We start from the raw sequence: 15,537 nt of genomic DNA on the forward strand, positions 1-15,537 counted from the left end.
GAAAAGCTCCATTTGCTCGGGGCACCAGTTATTCGACTTGGCGCCGTTCACTTTGGCGGGCAGCGCCCGCAGGTTGATATGTGCTTGCGGCTTAAACGAGATCGAGTTCGTCTTGTTCGACGGTGTCTTCGATCACGTCTGCGGCCAGGTCGACGAACCACGAGTCGGGGATCGGGTCGAGCGCCTTGCAGAACACGCCGTTGCCGATCATCTCGAAGCGCACGTTTCCGATCGCGAACTTCTGCCACGTCGACATCGAGTAGGGCACCTTCAGCTTGATCGACGTGCCGTGGATCGTCACGTCGCGGCGGGGATCCGCTTTCGGGTTCGTGCGCAGCGTGCTCGGCGCGGCTTTGCGCTCGACTGAGTGGTAGTGGCCGCAGGCCGGGCACTCGCCAGTGAAGCGAGTCGTGCCGTTCTTCAGCGAGTCAGCGCGCACGAAGCGCAATTCGACGGCTGCGTCGTCGCACATGGTTTTGATCAGATAACGCGACATTCGATTTTCTCCTAGTTAGTAGTGCAAAACGGCAGTGCCTAAACTTTCCGCCTAATAATTTAAGCGCTCACGGTTTGCGCATGCTGCCGCCGGAATGTTCCAAGCTGGCCGGGCGGCGACAGGTAGCGAGTGAAGGCTCGGGCACCGTGCTGCCGACACGGCTCGGATAGAGCGCCCCGATAAGACGATTACGCTTTGGTGGTGCTGCACTGTGCAGGGAGCTACTTCTGGGCGTCCTACTGGGATGCTCTACGGCTAACGCCGCTCGCTTTCGGGCAAGAGTCTTATACCGATCGTCAGCCGGATACTTTCGCTATGCAGGGAGTACAGCACCACCGAAACGAACCGCTTTGGAGTGGCTTACTCACCGCCGGGGAATACGCCACCCCAAAGCGCCCTGCGCGGGGACGCAGGGCACAATCCTTACTGCGCGTCGGCTGCTTCGACGTCGATCTGCGAGCGAACCTGATCGAAGAACGCGTCGGCCGCGTGCTTCAGGTTGTCGTTCACGGCGACGAGTTGGCCGATCGCGTACAGCGTGTCGCTTTCCAGCTGATCCGCGACGATGTGCTTGCCCTTCGAGTCGAGCGTCGCGCCGTTACCCGCCGACGGACCGCCGGTCGGGTTCCCGGTCACCGAGTCGACGACGGGCGAAACCGTCGTGTCGATCGGCGTCGCGGCGTCAGCGGCTGCGGTGTCGGTCGTACCTTCGGCAGCTTGCTCGGGCGTCGGTGCGGCGTCAGGTGCGACGGGCACTTCAGCGTCGGATACGTCGCTGGATTGCAGCGGCGAGTCGGTGGATACGTTCGAGGGGGCTTGATCCGCGACGGGCGACGCATCCGAATCGGAAGCAGCCGGTGAGATGCCAGTCGCAGCAACGTTTCCCACGTCAGCCGTGGGCGAGTCGGATCCAGTCGTGGACGCTTCGGGCTCGCCATTCATCGAACCAATGCTCGACGAGCCAGGCACGTTTCCCAGTTCAGCACCTTGCTCGGACGCCGCGCTGTCCGTTGCCGTTGACGCGGCTTCCGTCGGCTGCGATGCCGGCTGGTCCGTGTCGGTCGCTGACGACGTACCGGCCGTGGATTCGGTCGTGCCAGACGTAACCGACAGCGCCGTGTCCGACGCAGCGCCATCGGTCAATTCGTTTCCCGAGTCGATGATCTCGAAGTCGGCTTCGTTCTGGAAATCGACGGCCGGGGCGTCGAACTCGTCGCCGGTGATCTTGCTTTTAATCTTTGCCATGATGGGAATGCTCCTTGCGTGATTGAGAAGGCCGGCGCGCCAACGCCGACCATTGCCCCGTTCTGTTATGCCAAGTCATCCTCAGTCTCAGGCGCGTCGATCGTGTCGAAGTCGTCTTCGCTCACCGGCGAGCCGGCGCTGAACGCGTCGCCATCCTTCACGAACTGCACGCCGCGCAGCGTCGCGCGGATGCCCTTACCGAATTTGTTGTCTTGCGCCCACAGTTCGACGGTGCCGTTCACGTAGCAGCCGGCGTACGGCTTGCCGTCAGCCGCAACGAGCGGCGACTTGTCGCGATCGATCACGATCGGACGGCCCTTGTCTTCGTTGCGCGACGCGGACAGCACGAAGTTGCCTTCGTAGCCGTCGTAATCCTTCACCGAGCCGTCGTACCAGCAGCACTTCTGCGGGTTGCCTTCGAGCGTCTTCAGGATCGCCGGGGCTTTCGTCTTCCACTTTTCTTCGGCGATCGACGCGATCACCTTCGCCATCGTCGTTTTCTTCCACGAGCCGTCGGCCGACTTGACCATCACCGGCGCGTTTTCCTCGATCAGGAACGCGGCGCGGTACGAGAACGGGCCGGCACCTTCGAACTGCTTCGCTTCGAACAGATCCGGGAACGACAGACGGGCGGATTGGAGTTGAACGATCATTTGAAACCTCTACTTGAAATATTTCGGATAGTTGTGGCGCACGCGCTCGATGGCCGCTTCGATGTGGGCCGTACGCGCTGCTTCGCCTGCAATGCTTTTCGCTTCGAACGCCGCCCGCGCCAGCAGCTCGCGCGCTACGGGCGGCAACAACGCGCTGAGTACATTAGGGCGAATGCTCGTGGGGTATGTGCGTGCGTTCATTTGTCGATTTCCTCGATCAACAAGTCGGCGTAGCGCACGGCAAGGGCGACGTTCGTTTTTTGAAACGTCTCGACGCTCACGCCACGCGGCACCGTCGCCGCGGCGCAGGCCAGTCCGCCGAGCACCGTCGACGCGATGCGCTCGCGACGCTGCGCCTTCGCCGGCTGCGCGATGCGACGCTCGACCGTTTCTTCAAGCGCGCGCACCTTTTTGATCGCGTCGGTGCGCGAGTGGCCACACGCGACGAGCGCTTCGACGATTTCCAGCTGCGGGGAACGGGTCGCGTTCATACCAGATCTCCGCCGTCGTCTTCCGTCGTCACGGCTTCGAACTCGTCGACCACCGGCTCGATTACCAGCGCCGGGCGCTTGTCGTGCTCGGGCGCGACGGAAGGTTTCCCGTCGGCCTGCGTCACGAGCGACTCGACTTTCTTCCAGCGACGCGGCGATTCCTTCGCGAGCAGCTTCTCGGCTTGCGTCGGGCTGATCACCTTGAAGGTGTACATCTCGTCTTGCTTCAGGCGCATCGACTTCAGCAGCGCTTCAGCTTCGTCGGTGCTCGACCACTTGCGCGCGCCGCGACGACCGGCGACGAGCTTCGTGCCGGGCACTGCGTTGCCGGCCAGCAGTTCGACTTCGATCCGGCCGCGCACGGCCTTCATCCAGCCGTCGATCAGATCGAGCGACTCATACACGCGGCCGAGCGCATCGTTATCGAGCAGTTCAATCTTCAGCGGCGCGCGGTGCTCGGGCGAGATGTCGAACGACGTGAAGTCGGCCGCGAGCGTCGTCTCAACGTGCGCCATCAGCGCCGGGCAGACGGCCTTCGCCTTGCAGAACTTGCACTGCTTTTCGCCCGGGTTGAAATCTGCCAGCGCGAGCGGGGCGAGTTCCACCGAGTCGACGTACAGCATCGCGGTTTCGGCTGCGGGCTTCGCGACGGTGTCGAGCCAGCCGAGCAGGCTATCGATCGGCTGCGACCACTCGCTCGGCGTCTCGGACAAGCGCGGCTGATGAATAACGATTACCACCGTGTCGAAGTCGTGGAACGCGCCGTGTTCTTCGACAGCGCCGCCGGCGTACAGCATGCCTTGGTAGTTGCCTTCAGCGAGCACCGCGACGCCGCGCCCGTACTTCAAGTCGATCACGCAGATCTCGGCGCGCGTCGGCCAGCTGGCGATCAGCACGCAGTCGCTCGTGCCTTTCGCGCCTTTCTCGCCAGTGATGTGCTCGATCGACAGGCGCTGTTCGACGAGCATCTCGACCGTGGCGCCAGCCAGTTCGTACGCCGCGACGCGATCGCGCACGCCGTCGACATACGTCTGAACGAAGCCAGCCATCTCGTCGTCGACTTCGAACTCACGTTCGCCGACCGGGATGATCCGGCCGATGTACGCCGTCGTGTCGGTGCCGCCTTCGAGACACCACTTCGCGAGCTCGTGCGCGGCGGTGCCTTCATCCGCGTACTCGCTGCTGTCGTCGGGCTGGCCGAGCTGCGCGGCGGTTGACGCCTTGCAGCTGATCCACGTATAAGCCGACGACGGCGAGAGAAGCGCGTGTGCGCGTTCTTCGGTTTGCGTGCTCACGATTAAATCCCCCGAAGTTTCGCGGCTTTGCGGGCGCGCTTCGCTTCGGCGCGCGCGATCGCGTCGCGGTCGGCTTGCGTCTGCGGCCCTTTGCGCTTGACCGGGAACGGCGCGGTCGCGCGCATCGCCTGGTACATGCCGCCGACCATTGCGTGCATCACGAAGAGGTTTCCGAGTTGAGTGCGGCGCATGTCGGCTTACTCCATCGAAGCCGTAGCGTCGACGCGGCCGGCGAGAACGCCGATGCACATCTCGTACACTGCCGGGTACTGGTTCTCGTCGAGTCCCTTCTTGTCGGCCTTCGCCGTGATCGCCTGCGCGCCGAAGCGCGACAGCACGGCTTCGGCCTGTTCGCGACCGACGATGCGATTGATGCCGAGCACGGCTTCCTTCAGGTTCGCGAAGTTCGGGTCGAGATCCTTCAGCTTCGCGTGCAGCTCGGCCGTCTTGTCCGCCCACGGTGCGAGTTCACCAGCATCCACGCTCGCGGATTCGGTCGCCGGGGCTTCGGTCGACGCTTCGCCAGACGTCGGTTCCGGCGTCGGCTCGGCTTCCTTCTTGTCCGACTTTTTTGCTTCGAGTTCCTTCTGCGCCTTGACGACTGCCTTCACGGCGGGCGACACAGACGTGTCGATGATCCGCACGCCGGGCGCGATTTCCGGCTTGCCGGTCGCGAGCAGTGCGGCGATCAAGTCACGCATCACGTTGGTGTTTTCGACGAGGGCCGCGTTTTGGGCTTCGATGACAGCTTCGAGAGACATGAGTACTCCTAACAGGATGAATGTGAAATCAGGAACGAAACGATGAACAGAGCAACGATCACGGCGCTTACGACGTCATCCGCGCGCACCGTGCTGAACCTTTCAACAGCCGCCGCGGACGTCAGCGACGCCGGGCGCGATCAGGTTCAGCGCGACTTCGCGCAAAAGGTGCTCGATCAATGCGCCCCGTTCTTTTCCCCGAAGCCGAAGCAGTTCGAGAAGGTCGATTGCTAGCTGACTCATGATCGTCACCGTTTGTTCGGTAATGCCGTACACGAACTGTAGGTGAGCGCCGAACGCGTGTCAAGCGTTGCCGAACAAAATAGACGAAAAAATACCCGCCATGTGGCGGGTACGGTTCAGCGGGGTAGTGCGGCCGGGTTTAGAAGGCGCGCCACTGTCCGGTGACGACGCCGACGATCTGCGTGTGTTCGTCGACAGGCACGTATCTGTTCGGCCAGGCCGGGTTCAGTGCGTGCAGCATGATCGTGCCGTCGTTCTCGATCAGAAGCTGCTTGAATGTGGCCGACTGGTCGTCGGTGCGCTTCGCGATCACAAGGGATCGGTGCAGCGCCTCGCGCTGCGGATCCACAGAGATGTAGTCCCCGTCGCGGAACGAAATCTCGCCGCCGGGGTTGAACATGCTTTCACCAACTACACGCAACACGAACGCACTGGCGCTGTTCTTGAAAGGGCACTGTACCCAATCTTCAGCGTCGCCCGGTTGGAAATTGTCCACGATTTCAGCCCAATGACCCGCCTGAACCCACGATATGACGGGCAACTTACTCGGTTCGCGGGTGGGTTCCGCGACGTTTCTTTCAGAAACTTTAGCGGAATCGTACGATTTTAATTGCCCGATTAACAGGGTGTTTTGGTCCTTATCCTGTAACAGAAAGTCGACAGACGTATCCAACGCTTTCGCGAGTTCGAGCAGCTTTTCCTGTCCGGGCTTGCTGTCGCCGGATTCCCACCCGGCCACGGACGATCGGCTAATACCGAAGATGTCGCCGAGCTGCTGCAGGGTCATTCGCTTGGCCTTGCGCTTTTCTCGAATCCGATCCCCGATCGTTGCCATCATGCAACCCCCCAAATTGACGTTGACTGTTAGGTGATGCCGAACTAGAATTTGTTCGGAATTGCCTTACATTAATAGGAAAGCCGACGTGTCGATCATCAAACAAGCTGTGGACGCTGCCGGCGGTGCGCGCGCTGTGTCGCAAGCGTTAGGTATCGGGCGCATTTCGGTGTACGAGTGGATCTATAAGGATCGACTGCCGAAAGACCGTGTACTCGAACTCGCGAAGCTGACGGAATATAAGTACACCCCGCACGCTCTTGCCCCGAAGCACTACCCGAATCCGGCCGACGGAATCCCTGTCGCCCTGTCTGGTAACGCCTAACACGCACGCACCTTAACGTATACCAAAACCCCTGTAAAGCATAGCCTTACCGGGGTGTGGGGACATTTTGCGTCTTAAAACATGAAAACCACATCAGATAAGGCCGCGCAGGGATTAGAGCGCCAGCTCGAATCGCCCTCGGACGCAAATATCTATCGCCACACCTTTGTGTCGCGTTGCCCCAACAACGGCAAGCAGATCATTTACACGTTCGAACTGCGCAAGCCCGCGGGCGTGACGGTCTACGTCGAGCACATCGTGACTGCGGCCGCGCTGTACGACGAGGCGTTTCACGAGCAGATCGCCGACTTTTTCTTCAAGCAGTTCGGCGGTCAACAGGTCTTGCGAGCGCATCACCACGGTGTCGACATCGAAACGCGTCGCGGATTCGGGGGTTGAGATGCCGAGCGTACAGATCCGCGTTCGGCAGTGGGGTGAAGCGCCCGACACGATGGGCGCGAAGCTGCGCTGCCTGCGCAAAGACGCCGGGCTGACGCAGCAACAGCTGGCCGACAAGGTCGGCTTGTCGGTGAAGACGATCCAAAGCGTCGAACTGAACGTCTATTCGCCGTGCTGGCAGAACTTCACGAAGCTGGCGAAGTTCTTCAGCGTCTCGCTCGACTGGCTGGCCGAATGATCCACTATCACGGAACCCCTGTCGGCGGGACACGGCAAGACGCCGCGCGCTTTCTGCTTGGCCGGCACGCGCTCGTGCCGTTTCTGCGTCAAGACGATATCGGCGTCGTCGCTGAAGCCTGCCAGTCGTTCGTTTTCGATAACAGCGCGTTCTCGGCTTGGAAACGTGGCGCCGTTCTCGATTTCCCGGCGTATATCCGCTGGTGTGAAGAATGGCACCGGCATCCGGGGTTCGACTGGGCGTTGATCCCTGACGTCATCGAAGGCAACGAAGCCGACAATGACGCGCTGCTCGCAGACTGGCCGGCGCATGTCGCGGGCGTGCCGGTGTGGCATCTGCACGAATCACTTGGCCGTCTCGATCGTCTCGTGTCCGAGTGGCGCACGGTCGCGCTTGGTAGTTCAGGGCAGTGGGCGACGCCGGGCACGTCTGACTGGTGGGTGCGTATGACCGACGCGATGGCTGTCGCCTGTGACGAGCAGGGCAGACCGCGCGCACGTCTGCACGGTCTGCGCATGCTGAACCCGAAAGTCTTCACGCGTCTGCCGCTGTCGTCGGCGGATAGCACCAACGCAACGATGAACTGCGGCGCTAAGGATCGGTTCGGCATGTACGTGCCGCCGACCGCCGCGCAGCGCGCTGCAGTGATCGCCGAGCGGATCGAACTAAACAACTCGGCCGCGTTCTGGCCGGTGCCCGGTCTGGATCTCATATGAACAAACAACTTCTCGTCGACGCGCTCGCGCCGATCGTCTCACGTGTCGTCACGTCGCACTGCTGGATCAAGCGCGACGGCAAGCTGTCGCACACTCGGCAACCGCTGACGGGCGCGAAGCTTCTGCACCACGTCAACGGTGGGCCGGCGTACGGTGCCGCGCAGATCGAGCCGGGCGCGAGCACGACGCGCATCGCGCTGCTGGATCTCGATTCGCACAAGGGTGAAACGCCCTGGCACGAGATGCAGAACACCGCGCAGCGCGTGCTCGATGCGCTGGCTGAAGCGAACCTGCGCGGCATTCCGTTCCGCTCGTCGGGCGGTGCTGGCCTGCACATCTATCTGCTGTGGGATGAAGCGCAGGACGCGTACAGCGTGCGCGTCGCGCTGCGTGAAGCGCTCGAAGCGTGCGGCTTCGTCGACGGTGTGAAGGGTGTCGCCGCCGGGCAGATCGAAGTGTTCCCGAAGCAGAACAGCGTGCCCGAAGACGGGTCGGGGAACATGTTCGTGCTGCCGCTGGCTGGCAAGTCGGTGCCGCTCGATACGTTCGAGCTTGAAGACATGCCGAAAGAGTACGCCGCCGATATGGAATGGCCGGTGTCGGACCCGGTGCGGGTGATCGAGCGCGAAGAACCTGTCGCGCCCACGGTCGGCGAAGTGCCGGTCGAGCTGGCGCAGCTGAAGGCGGCGCTCGACGCGATCCCGAACTCGGGCGATGCAGAACTCGATTACGACGAGTGGCGCAATGTGATCTTCGCGCTGCATCACGCGACCGCGGGCAGCGACGAGGGTCTGGCGCTCGCGCACGAGTTTTCGGCGCGATCGAGCAAGTACGCGCCCGACTTCCTGAACGATCGGGTCTGGCCTTTCGTCAAGCACGGCCACGACGGCGAGCGCGGCGCGATCACCGGCCGCACGATCCTGCACATGGCGCGCGAGCACGGATGGGAAGAACCGCTCGGCGATGACTTCGCCGTGATTCCGCTCGCGCCCGGTGAGAAGCCAAGCCCGAAGCGCCCGGCGTACCGGCGCAACGGTAACGGCGAGATCCTCGCGGTGATCGAGAACGTCGTGATGGGGCTCGAAAACCCGAACGAAGTAGGCGTCGACATTCGCTTCGACGAGTTCCGCGCCGAGATCATGCTCGCGCGTGCCGACTCGGGCGAGTGGCGCACGCTGACCGACGCCGATTACACGCGCCTGCAGATCCAGCTCGAACGTCTCGGGTTCAAGAAGCTTTCGAAAGAGATGATGCGCGACGCGGTCTGGCTCGTGGCTGACGACCATCGCTTCGACAGCGCGGTCGAGTGGATCAACACGCTCACGCACGACGGCGAAGCGCGCATCGAGATGTTCCTGCACAAGTACATGAGCGTGCCCGACACGCCGTACACGCGGGCCGTGTCGCGCTACATGTGGACGGCGCTTGCAGGGCGCGTGCTGTCACCGGGCTGCGAATCGGCGATGGTGCCGGTGTTCATCGGTGGGCAGGGCGCGGGCAAGACGCGCTCGGTGAAGGCGATCTCACCGGCGATGGACTTCTACACCGAACTGAACCTGGCCGACCGTGACGCCGACGCGTCGCGCGTGATGCGCGGCCGACTCGTGCTGGAACTCGGCGAGTTGCGCGGGCTGCACACGCGGGATTCCGAGTCGATCAAGGCGTTCATCAGCCGCACGCATGAGAACTGGGTTCCGAAGTTCAAAGAGTTCAGCACGCAGTTCGCGCGACGCTTCCTGTTCTTCGGTACGACCAATCAGGAAGAATTTTTGGCCGACGAGACAGGCGAACGGCGCTGGCTTCCGATCCGCGTCGGCAAGTGTGACGTCGACGCAATCGCGCGTGACTGTCTGCAGCTTTGGGCCGAAGCGCGCGACGTCTTCGAGCTCGCAGGCATCGATTGGCAAGACGCCGAGAAGCTGGCCGCAGATGTCCATCACGAACACAAGATAAGCGATCCGTGGGCGCCGGTCGTGCAGACGTGGCTCGACACGCCGGAAGAATTCGACGGTGAAGACGCCACGCCGGGAAAGCGCGAAATTTTGCAAACACATGACGTTCTGATCGGTGCGCTGCGCATGGACGCGAAACAGATCGGAAAGCGCGAAGAAATGCGTGTTGGAAAGATTTTGCAGGTTTTCGGCTACGTCCGCGAACGGCGGTCCGTCGGGAAGCAGCAGATTCGAGTATGGGTCAAGCCCACCTAGACCACCATCGCGCGCAAGGTGGTCTAGCCGCAAAGTCTTATGGAGTAAGGCTTTTGACCACCTAGACCACCTAGACCACCTACTTTAGAAATTACGCGTGTGATTAGTAGGTGGTTTTAGGAAGGAATAGAAAGTAGGTGGGCTAGGTGGTCTAGGTGGTCTGTGCAAAAAATTGCAAGTTGAGGGGCCGAATGAATAAGCGATTGGTCGGGGTGAACGAGAAGGGGCTTAGGGTGGGGCAAGACCACCAGCGAGCCAAATTGACGGATCGCGATGTCGAGCTCATGCGACAGCTGCACGAGCAGCGTATGCCCCGCCGAGACATCGCCGAGAAGTTCGAAGTCAGCGAATCAACGGTCGACAAGATCGTCAACTATCGCCGCCGCGCGCAAGTCGCGGTCAAGTTCCGCCCGATCTGAAGCGCACTTACCCTGTCATGCGTCGCGCAACATTCGACGCATGACACGGCCTACGTCCTACACCCCCGCATTGGCAGACGAGATTTGCGAACGACTCGCTTCGGGCGAGACTTTGCGCGACATTTGTCGCGATGATCATGTTCCGAGTTTCAGATCGGTGTATCGCTGGCGCGAGTCCAATGCAGAATTTTCGGCACGCTTCGCGCTCGCGCGTGAGATCGGCGGCGACGTCATCGCCGAGCAAGCCCTGGCTATCGCTGACACGCCGCAGGTAGGCGAGCGCGACGAGACGACGCACGAGGGTTTCAAGACCGTGCGTGAAGACATGCTCGGGCACCGCAAGCTGCAGGTCGAGACGCGCCTTAAGCTGCTCGCGGTCTGGTTCCCGCGCAAGTACGGCCAGCGCATCGACATGACGACTGCCGGCGAATCCTTGAACCTGACACCCGAGCAACGCCAGGCCAAGATCACACAGCTAGCGGCTGCGGCCGAGAAGCGCAGGAAGCAAGCCGAGCAGGACGACGGCACCGATCTCGTATGACCCCCGCCGACTACGAAGCCCTGCGTCCGTTCATGACGGACGCGGAAAGGGCTGAATTCGACTCGCTGCTGGCTTCGTACGAGCCACCCCTATGGGAACCATTGCCGGGACCGCAGAGCATCGCTTACGGCTCGGACGCCGACGTCATCGGCTTCGGTGGCGCGGCCGGCGGCGGCAAGACCGATCTCGCTATCGGCAAGGCGCTCACGCAGCACAAGAAGTGCATTGTGGTGCGGAAGAACGGCACCGAGCACGTCGGCATGGTCGACCGTATGGGCGAGCTGCTCGGCAATCGTGACGGTTGGAGTTCGAAGGATGCGATCTGGCGTCTGCCCGAAGTGCAGGTCGAATTCGGCTCTGTGCCGAACATGGGCGACGAGCAGAAGTATCGGGGCCGGCCGCACGATCTGATCATCTATGACGAAGCCGCCGAGATCCCCGAGTTCCAGATCCGCTTCCTGATGGCCTGGAACCGCACGACGGTGCCCGGCCAGAAGTGCCAGACGCTGCTCACGTTCAACCCGCCGTCGAGCGCTGAAGGCCGGTGGCTGATCGCGTTCTTCGCACCGTGGCTCGATCGCAAGTACGCCGGCAAGCGAGCTGCGCCGGGCGAACTGCGCTGGTTCGCGACGCTCGTTCACGGCAGCGGTGTGCGCGATGTGGAAGTCGCCGGGCCCGAGCCGTTCGAGCACAAAGGCGAGATGGTGCATCCACGCTCGCGCACGTTCATTCCGTCGCGCGTAACGGACAACCCGCACCTGGTCGGCACGAACTACGTGTCGCAGCTTCAGGCGCTGCCCGAGCCGCTGCGCTCGCAGATGCTTTACGGCTCATTCGAGGCAGGCATGGAAGACGACGCAATGCAGCTGATTCCCACGGCATGGGTCGACGCGGCAATGGCGCGCTGGCGCGAGCCGGACGTCAAGCCGCCGATGGATTCCGTCGGCGTGGACGTCGCACGTGGCGGGCGCGACAAGACCGTGATCGCACGCCGGCACGGCATGTGGTTCGACAAGACGATCGCGTACCAGGGCAGCGCAACGCCCGACGGTCCGACTGTCGCCGGCTATGTAATCGCCGCGACGCGCGACAACGCGCCGATGCACATCGACGTGATCGGTGTCGGCTCGTCGCCGTACGACTTCCTGAACAATGCCGGCCTGCCAGCGCTCGGCGTGAACGTGTCGGAAGCCGCGCGTGGCGTCGATCGCTCAGGCCAGCTTCGGTTCTCGAACCTGCGAACCGAACTCTGGTGGCGCATGCGTGAAGCGCTGGAGCCGAGCGCGAACACCGGCATTGCGTTGCCGAACGACCCCGAGCTGCTCGCCGATCTGTGTGCGCCGCGCTGGCGCGTGCAGGGCAAGACGGTGCAAGTCGAGTCCCGCGACGAGATCGTGAAGCGCATCGGGCGATCGCCTGACTGCGCATCGGCGTACATCCTCGCGCTGATCGACACGCCGAAGATCGCCGATCTGCGACGCGGACATACCGCTGCGCGTGACAACTACGATCCGTACGCATATCAGCGCCCGGCCGCCCGCGGCGAGCACAACCCATACGCGTAAAGGATCATGGCTACCGTCATCCGCGAATGCCTCTTCGACGAACTCGCCGCCGCGCCGAACTTCGGCGCGCTGTGTGACGAGTACGCCGCCGAGTCGGGCATTTCGGAATTCGGCCAGGCCAATGTTGACGCCGCGATGTACCGATCGATGGAAGCCGCCGGCATGGGGCAGTGCATTGGCGCGTGGCGCGGCGACGAGCTCGTGGGCTTCGGCGTCGTCACGCTGTCGCCGCTGCCGCATTACTCGAAGCTGGTCGGGTGCCTGATCTCGTTCTTCCTCGCCGCCAGCGCGCGCGACGGCAGCGCAGGCACGCGGCTCCGGCAGACCGCCGAGCAGATCGCAGAAGCGCGCGGCGCAATCGGCCTGATGATCAGCGCGCCGAGCGAAAGCCGGCTCGACGTCATCCTGCCGCGTGTCGGATACCGGGCGACGAATCGCCTGTACTTCCGGGCCTTCGCGCGATGAACGAGCTGACGACACCTTCGCCTGCGCTCGTCGCGCCCGATGCGTCGATCCTCGATCAGCTGCGCCGGCTCGACGTTGAACTGCTCACGCAGCCGCAAATCGAGATTCCGATCGACCACCTGATTCACGGCGGCATGTACGCGAGAACCGCGCACGTGCCCGCCGATACGGTCGTCTCGGGCGTCTTGCTCAGCCGGGCGACAGTGCTCGTGCTGCAGGGCGACGTGACGGTTTTCACCGGCGCCGATGCGGTGCGGCTCACAGGCTTTCACGTCCTGCCTGGCAGCGCCGGGCGCAAGCAACTGTTTCGCACGCACGCCGAAACGCACATGACGATGGTGTTGCTGAGCGCCGCGCAGTCGGTGGTCGAAGCTGAACACGAATTCACCGACGAGCCCGAACTGCTCATGCAGTGCGCGGGCCGCGTCACGATCACAGGGGAACAAGCATGAGCGGGGTTATCGCAGCTATCGGCGTTGGTGTAGCCGCAGCGGGCGCCATCGCGTCGCACGTACAGGCAAACCAGCAGGCCGCGAACGCACGCGGTGCGACCGCCGACGCAGCGCGCAAGGCGGGCACCGCGCAGAAGGCTACCGCAGCCGACACGAGCGGTGTGAGCTCGACCGACGGTGCGGCGACCGCAGGCGTGAACAGCGGCCCGGCTTCGACCCTGCTCACCGGTTCGAGCGGCGTTGATAACTCGAAGCTGAATCTCGGCGGCACCGCCGGGCTTGGCGGGAACACGCTTCTGGGCTCGTAATGGCGAACACGCTACTCGCTGACGACACCGCGCAAGACCCGAGCGCCGACAAGCCGGCGCAGTCGGGTGGCAACGCGAAGCCGATCAAGACGCGCAAAGAACTGCACTTGCAGCGCTGGTACGCGCTGAAGTCGGAACGCTCGTCGTGGATCCGCGAATGGAAAGAGATCAGCGAAGTGCTGCTGCCCCGCGCGGGGCGCTTCTTCGTTGAGGATCGCAACCGCGGCAACCGGCGCAACCAGAAGATCTTCGACTCGACGGCGACCAAGTCGCTGCGCGTGCTCGGCGCTGGCCTGATGGCGGGCGCCACGTCGCCGGCGCGGCCGTGGATCGCGCTGAAGACGCCGTACCGCGAACTCAATAAGAAGCAGGCCGTCAAGGTCTGGTGCGCCGAAGTCACGAAGCTGATTCTCGACGTGTTCAACCGCTCGAACGTGTACCGCTCGCTGCATTCCATGTACGAGGAAATCGGCGCGTTCGGCACTGCGGTGTCGATCATCATGCAGGATTTCAATGACGTGATCCGCATGTACCCGCTGACCGCGGGCGAGTACGCGATCTCGACGAACGACAAGGGCGAAGTCGACACGCTGTATCGCGAATTCCAACTGACGGTCGCGCAACTCGTGAAGAAATTCGGATACGAGAACTGCAGCGAGAACGCACGCCGCATGTACGACAGCGGCAATCTCGACGTATGGCGCACGGTGCTGCACATCATCGAGCCGAACGAAGACCGCGACCCGAGCAAGTCCGACGCGCGCAACATGGCGTGGACGTCGACGTATCTCGAACTCGGCGGCTCGTCCGACTCGCAGCAGACGAGCAATCAGGCCACGACGGGCGGCGACAACGCGACGCTGTCGGTGTCCGGCTTCAAGAAATTCCGCGTCGTCGCGCCGCGATGGGCGACGTTCGGCGGCGACATCTACGGCAGCGGCCCCGCATCCGACGCGCTCGGCGACATTCGCCAGCTGCAGCACGAGCAGCTGCGCAAGGGCCAGGCCATCGACAAGATGACGAACCCGCCCCTGCAGGCACCGACGTCGCTGAAGAATCACGACTTCGACGGCCTGCCGGGCGGTCTGTCCTACGTCGACAGCGCGACGCCGCAGGGCGGAATCCGCACGCTGTACGACGTGAACCTGCGTCTCGACTATCTGCTGCAGGACATTCAGGACGTGCGCCAGCGCATCAAGAGCGCGTTCTACGAAGACTTGTTCCTGATGCTCGCGAACAACGTCAACTCGAACATGACGGCGACCGAAGTCGCCGAGCTGCACGAAGAAAAGATGCTGATGCTCGGACCAGTGATCGAGCGCCTGCACGATGAACTGCTCAAGCCGCTCGTCGACGCGGCGTTCGACATTCTGGCCGAAGCCGGGTTGCTCCCGCCGCCGCCGCCTGATCTGCAGGGCATGACGCTGCAAGTCGAGTTCATCTCGATCCTCGCGCAAGCCATGAAGCAGATCGGCACGAACTCGATCGACAAGTTCGTGATGGCGCTCGGCGGTATTGCGACGATGCAGATCAACGCCGGCCAGCAGCCGACCGTGATGGACAACTTCGACACCGACGGGTGGTACGAGACGTACGCCGACGCGCAGGGCGTCGACCCAGCGATCAACGTCGACCCCGACGAGCGCGACCAGGCGCGCGCCGCACGCGCGAAAGCGCAGCAGCAGGCACAGCAACAGGCGCAGATGCAGCAAGCCGCCGAGACGGCGAAGACGGCCGCGCAAGCGCCTACGCAAGGCGGTGCGAGCAATGTGCTGTCTGACGTGATGTCGAACCTGACCGGATACACGCAGTGAAGCTCTATTACGCATATCGCTGTTGGTGGTGCGCTCGTGCACTCGAAGACGGCGAACGTTGTTGCCGCG

At 62.9% G+C, this 15,537-nt stretch carries 22 protein-coding genes; 13 read left to right on the plus strand and 9 right to left on the minus strand.

Annotated features, from left to right (window positions below; genetic code table 11):
- Nucleotides 1-91: 91 nt before the first annotated feature.
- The 8 genes from AWB74_RS10495 to AWB74_RS10520 form a co-directional block, all read right to left on the minus strand.
- Nucleotides 92-496 carry a hypothetical protein gene (locus AWB74_RS10495; RefSeq protein ID WP_061146720.1) on the minus strand — a complete coding sequence of 135 codons (405 nt, stop codon included), beginning with the start codon at nt 494-496 and terminating at the stop codon, nt 92-94.
- A 423-nt stretch (nt 497-919) separates the two neighbouring features.
- Nucleotides 920-1,741: a hypothetical protein gene (locus AWB74_RS10500; protein ID WP_061146721.1), complete on the minus strand. Its 822-nt coding sequence runs from the start codon at nt 1,739-1,741 to the stop codon at nt 920-922.
- Between the two features lie 65 nt (nt 1,742-1,806).
- A complete protein-coding gene (locus AWB74_RS10505; protein ID WP_061146722.1) occupies nt 1,807-2,394 on the minus strand; it encodes an ssDNA-binding protein in 588 nt (195 codons plus the stop codon).
- A gap of 9 nt (nt 2,395-2,403) precedes the next feature.
- A complete protein-coding gene (locus tag AWB74_RS45585) occupies nt 2,404-2,595 on the minus strand; it encodes a hypothetical protein (protein ID WP_143749189.1) in 192 nt (63 codons plus the stop codon).
- Entirely contained in the window at nt 2,592-2,885 is a 294-nt protein-coding gene (locus AWB74_RS10510; protein WP_061146723.1) for a hypothetical protein, read from the minus strand. Before AWB74_RS10510 ends, AWB74_RS45585 begins: the two co-directional genes overlap by 4 nt.
- Nucleotides 2,882-4,180, minus strand: a complete 1,299-nt coding sequence (locus tag AWB74_RS10515; RefSeq protein WP_061146724.1) for a DUF2800 domain-containing protein — start codon at nt 4,178-4,180, stop codon at nt 2,882-2,884. Before AWB74_RS10515 ends, AWB74_RS10510 begins: the two co-directional genes overlap by 4 nt.
- 2 nt (nt 4,181-4,182) lie before the next feature.
- Nucleotides 4,183-4,371: a hypothetical protein gene (locus AWB74_RS46900; RefSeq protein WP_061146725.1), complete on the minus strand. Its 189-nt coding sequence runs from the start codon at nt 4,369-4,371 to the stop codon at nt 4,183-4,185.
- Between the two features lie 6 nt (nt 4,372-4,377).
- Entirely contained in the window at nt 4,378-4,941 is a 564-nt protein-coding gene (locus tag AWB74_RS10520; RefSeq protein ID WP_061146726.1) for a hypothetical protein, read from the minus strand.
- A gap of 42 nt (nt 4,942-4,983) precedes the next feature.
- Here AWB74_RS10520 and AWB74_RS46385 point away from each other — a divergent pair, with 42 nt between their 5' ends.
- On the plus strand, nt 4,984-5,175 hold the full coding sequence (locus tag AWB74_RS46385) for a hypothetical protein (protein ID WP_061146727.1): 192 nt from the start codon (nt 4,984-4,986) through the stop codon (nt 5,173-5,175).
- 148 nt (nt 5,176-5,323) lie between these two features.
- On the opposite strand, the gene AWB74_RS10530 is transcribed toward AWB74_RS46385, so the two are convergent.
- Complete coding sequence (locus tag AWB74_RS10530) at nt 5,324-6,022, minus strand: LexA family protein (protein ID WP_061146728.1); 699 nt, start codon at nt 6,020-6,022, stop codon at nt 5,324-5,326.
- An 85-nt stretch (nt 6,023-6,107) separates the two neighbouring features.
- Here AWB74_RS10530 and AWB74_RS10535 point away from each other — a divergent pair, with 85 nt between their 5' ends.
- From AWB74_RS10535 to AWB74_RS10590, 12 genes are all read left to right on the plus strand, one after another.
- On the plus strand, nt 6,108-6,344 hold the full coding sequence (locus AWB74_RS10535; protein WP_061146898.1) for a YdaS family helix-turn-helix protein: 237 nt from the start codon (nt 6,108-6,110) through the stop codon (nt 6,342-6,344).
- Nucleotides 6,345-6,425: 81 nt separating this feature from the next.
- Entirely contained in the window at nt 6,426-6,743 is a 318-nt protein-coding gene (locus AWB74_RS10540) for a hypothetical protein (RefSeq protein WP_235024536.1), read from the plus strand.
- A gap of 1 nt (nt 6,744) precedes the next feature.
- The gene (locus AWB74_RS10545) at nt 6,745-6,981 is read left to right on the plus strand and encodes a helix-turn-helix transcriptional regulator (RefSeq protein WP_061146729.1); all 237 of its coding nucleotides are present in this window, start codon (nt 6,745-6,747) and stop codon (nt 6,979-6,981) included.
- Complete coding sequence (locus tag AWB74_RS10550; RefSeq protein WP_061146730.1) at nt 6,978-7,697, plus strand: hypothetical protein; 720 nt, start codon at nt 6,978-6,980, stop codon at nt 7,695-7,697. Before AWB74_RS10545 ends, AWB74_RS10550 begins: the two co-directional genes overlap by 4 nt.
- The gene (gene ligD / locus AWB74_RS46390) at nt 7,694-9,904 is read left to right on the plus strand and encodes a non-homologous end-joining DNA ligase LigD (protein ID WP_160110244.1); all 2,211 of its coding nucleotides are present in this window, start codon (nt 7,694-7,696) and stop codon (nt 9,902-9,904) included. The genes AWB74_RS10550 and ligD overlap by 4 nt, the downstream gene beginning before the upstream one ends.
- Before the next feature lie 191 nt (nt 9,905-10,095).
- Nucleotides 10,096-10,323, plus strand: a complete 228-nt coding sequence (locus AWB74_RS10560) for a helix-turn-helix domain-containing protein (protein ID WP_061146731.1) — start codon at nt 10,096-10,098, stop codon at nt 10,321-10,323.
- Nucleotides 10,324-10,363: 40 nt separating this feature from the next.
- Nucleotides 10,364-10,864, plus strand: a complete 501-nt coding sequence (locus AWB74_RS10565) for a terminase small subunit-like protein (RefSeq protein ID WP_061146732.1) — start codon at nt 10,364-10,366, stop codon at nt 10,862-10,864.
- The gene (locus AWB74_RS10570) at nt 10,861-12,429 is read left to right on the plus strand and encodes a terminase family protein (RefSeq protein WP_061146733.1); all 1,569 of its coding nucleotides are present in this window, start codon (nt 10,861-10,863) and stop codon (nt 12,427-12,429) included. Before AWB74_RS10565 ends, AWB74_RS10570 begins: the two co-directional genes overlap by 4 nt.
- Nucleotides 12,430-12,435: 6 nt before the next feature.
- Nucleotides 12,436-12,894 carry a GNAT family N-acetyltransferase gene (locus tag AWB74_RS10575; protein WP_061146734.1) on the plus strand — a complete coding sequence of 153 codons (459 nt, stop codon included), beginning with the start codon at nt 12,436-12,438 and terminating at the stop codon, nt 12,892-12,894.
- On the plus strand, nt 12,891-13,346 hold the full coding sequence (locus AWB74_RS10580) for a hypothetical protein (protein ID WP_061146735.1): 456 nt from the start codon (nt 12,891-12,893) through the stop codon (nt 13,344-13,346). The genes AWB74_RS10575 and AWB74_RS10580 overlap by 4 nt, the downstream gene beginning before the upstream one ends.
- The gene (locus AWB74_RS10585) at nt 13,343-13,654 is read left to right on the plus strand and encodes a hypothetical protein (RefSeq protein ID WP_061146736.1); all 312 of its coding nucleotides are present in this window, start codon (nt 13,343-13,345) and stop codon (nt 13,652-13,654) included. Before AWB74_RS10580 ends, AWB74_RS10585 begins: the two co-directional genes overlap by 4 nt.
- Nucleotides 13,654-15,468 carry a portal protein gene (locus AWB74_RS10590; RefSeq protein WP_087038941.1) on the plus strand — a complete coding sequence of 605 codons (1,815 nt, stop codon included), beginning with the start codon at nt 13,654-13,656 and terminating at the stop codon, nt 15,466-15,468. The genes AWB74_RS10585 and AWB74_RS10590 overlap by 1 nt, the downstream gene beginning before the upstream one ends.
- The last annotated feature ends 69 nt before the right edge of the window (nt 15,469-15,537 follow it).

The organism is Caballeronia arvi (assembly GCF_001544695.2).
Lineage (GTDB): Bacteria > Pseudomonadota > Gammaproteobacteria > Burkholderiales > Burkholderiaceae > Caballeronia > Caballeronia arvi.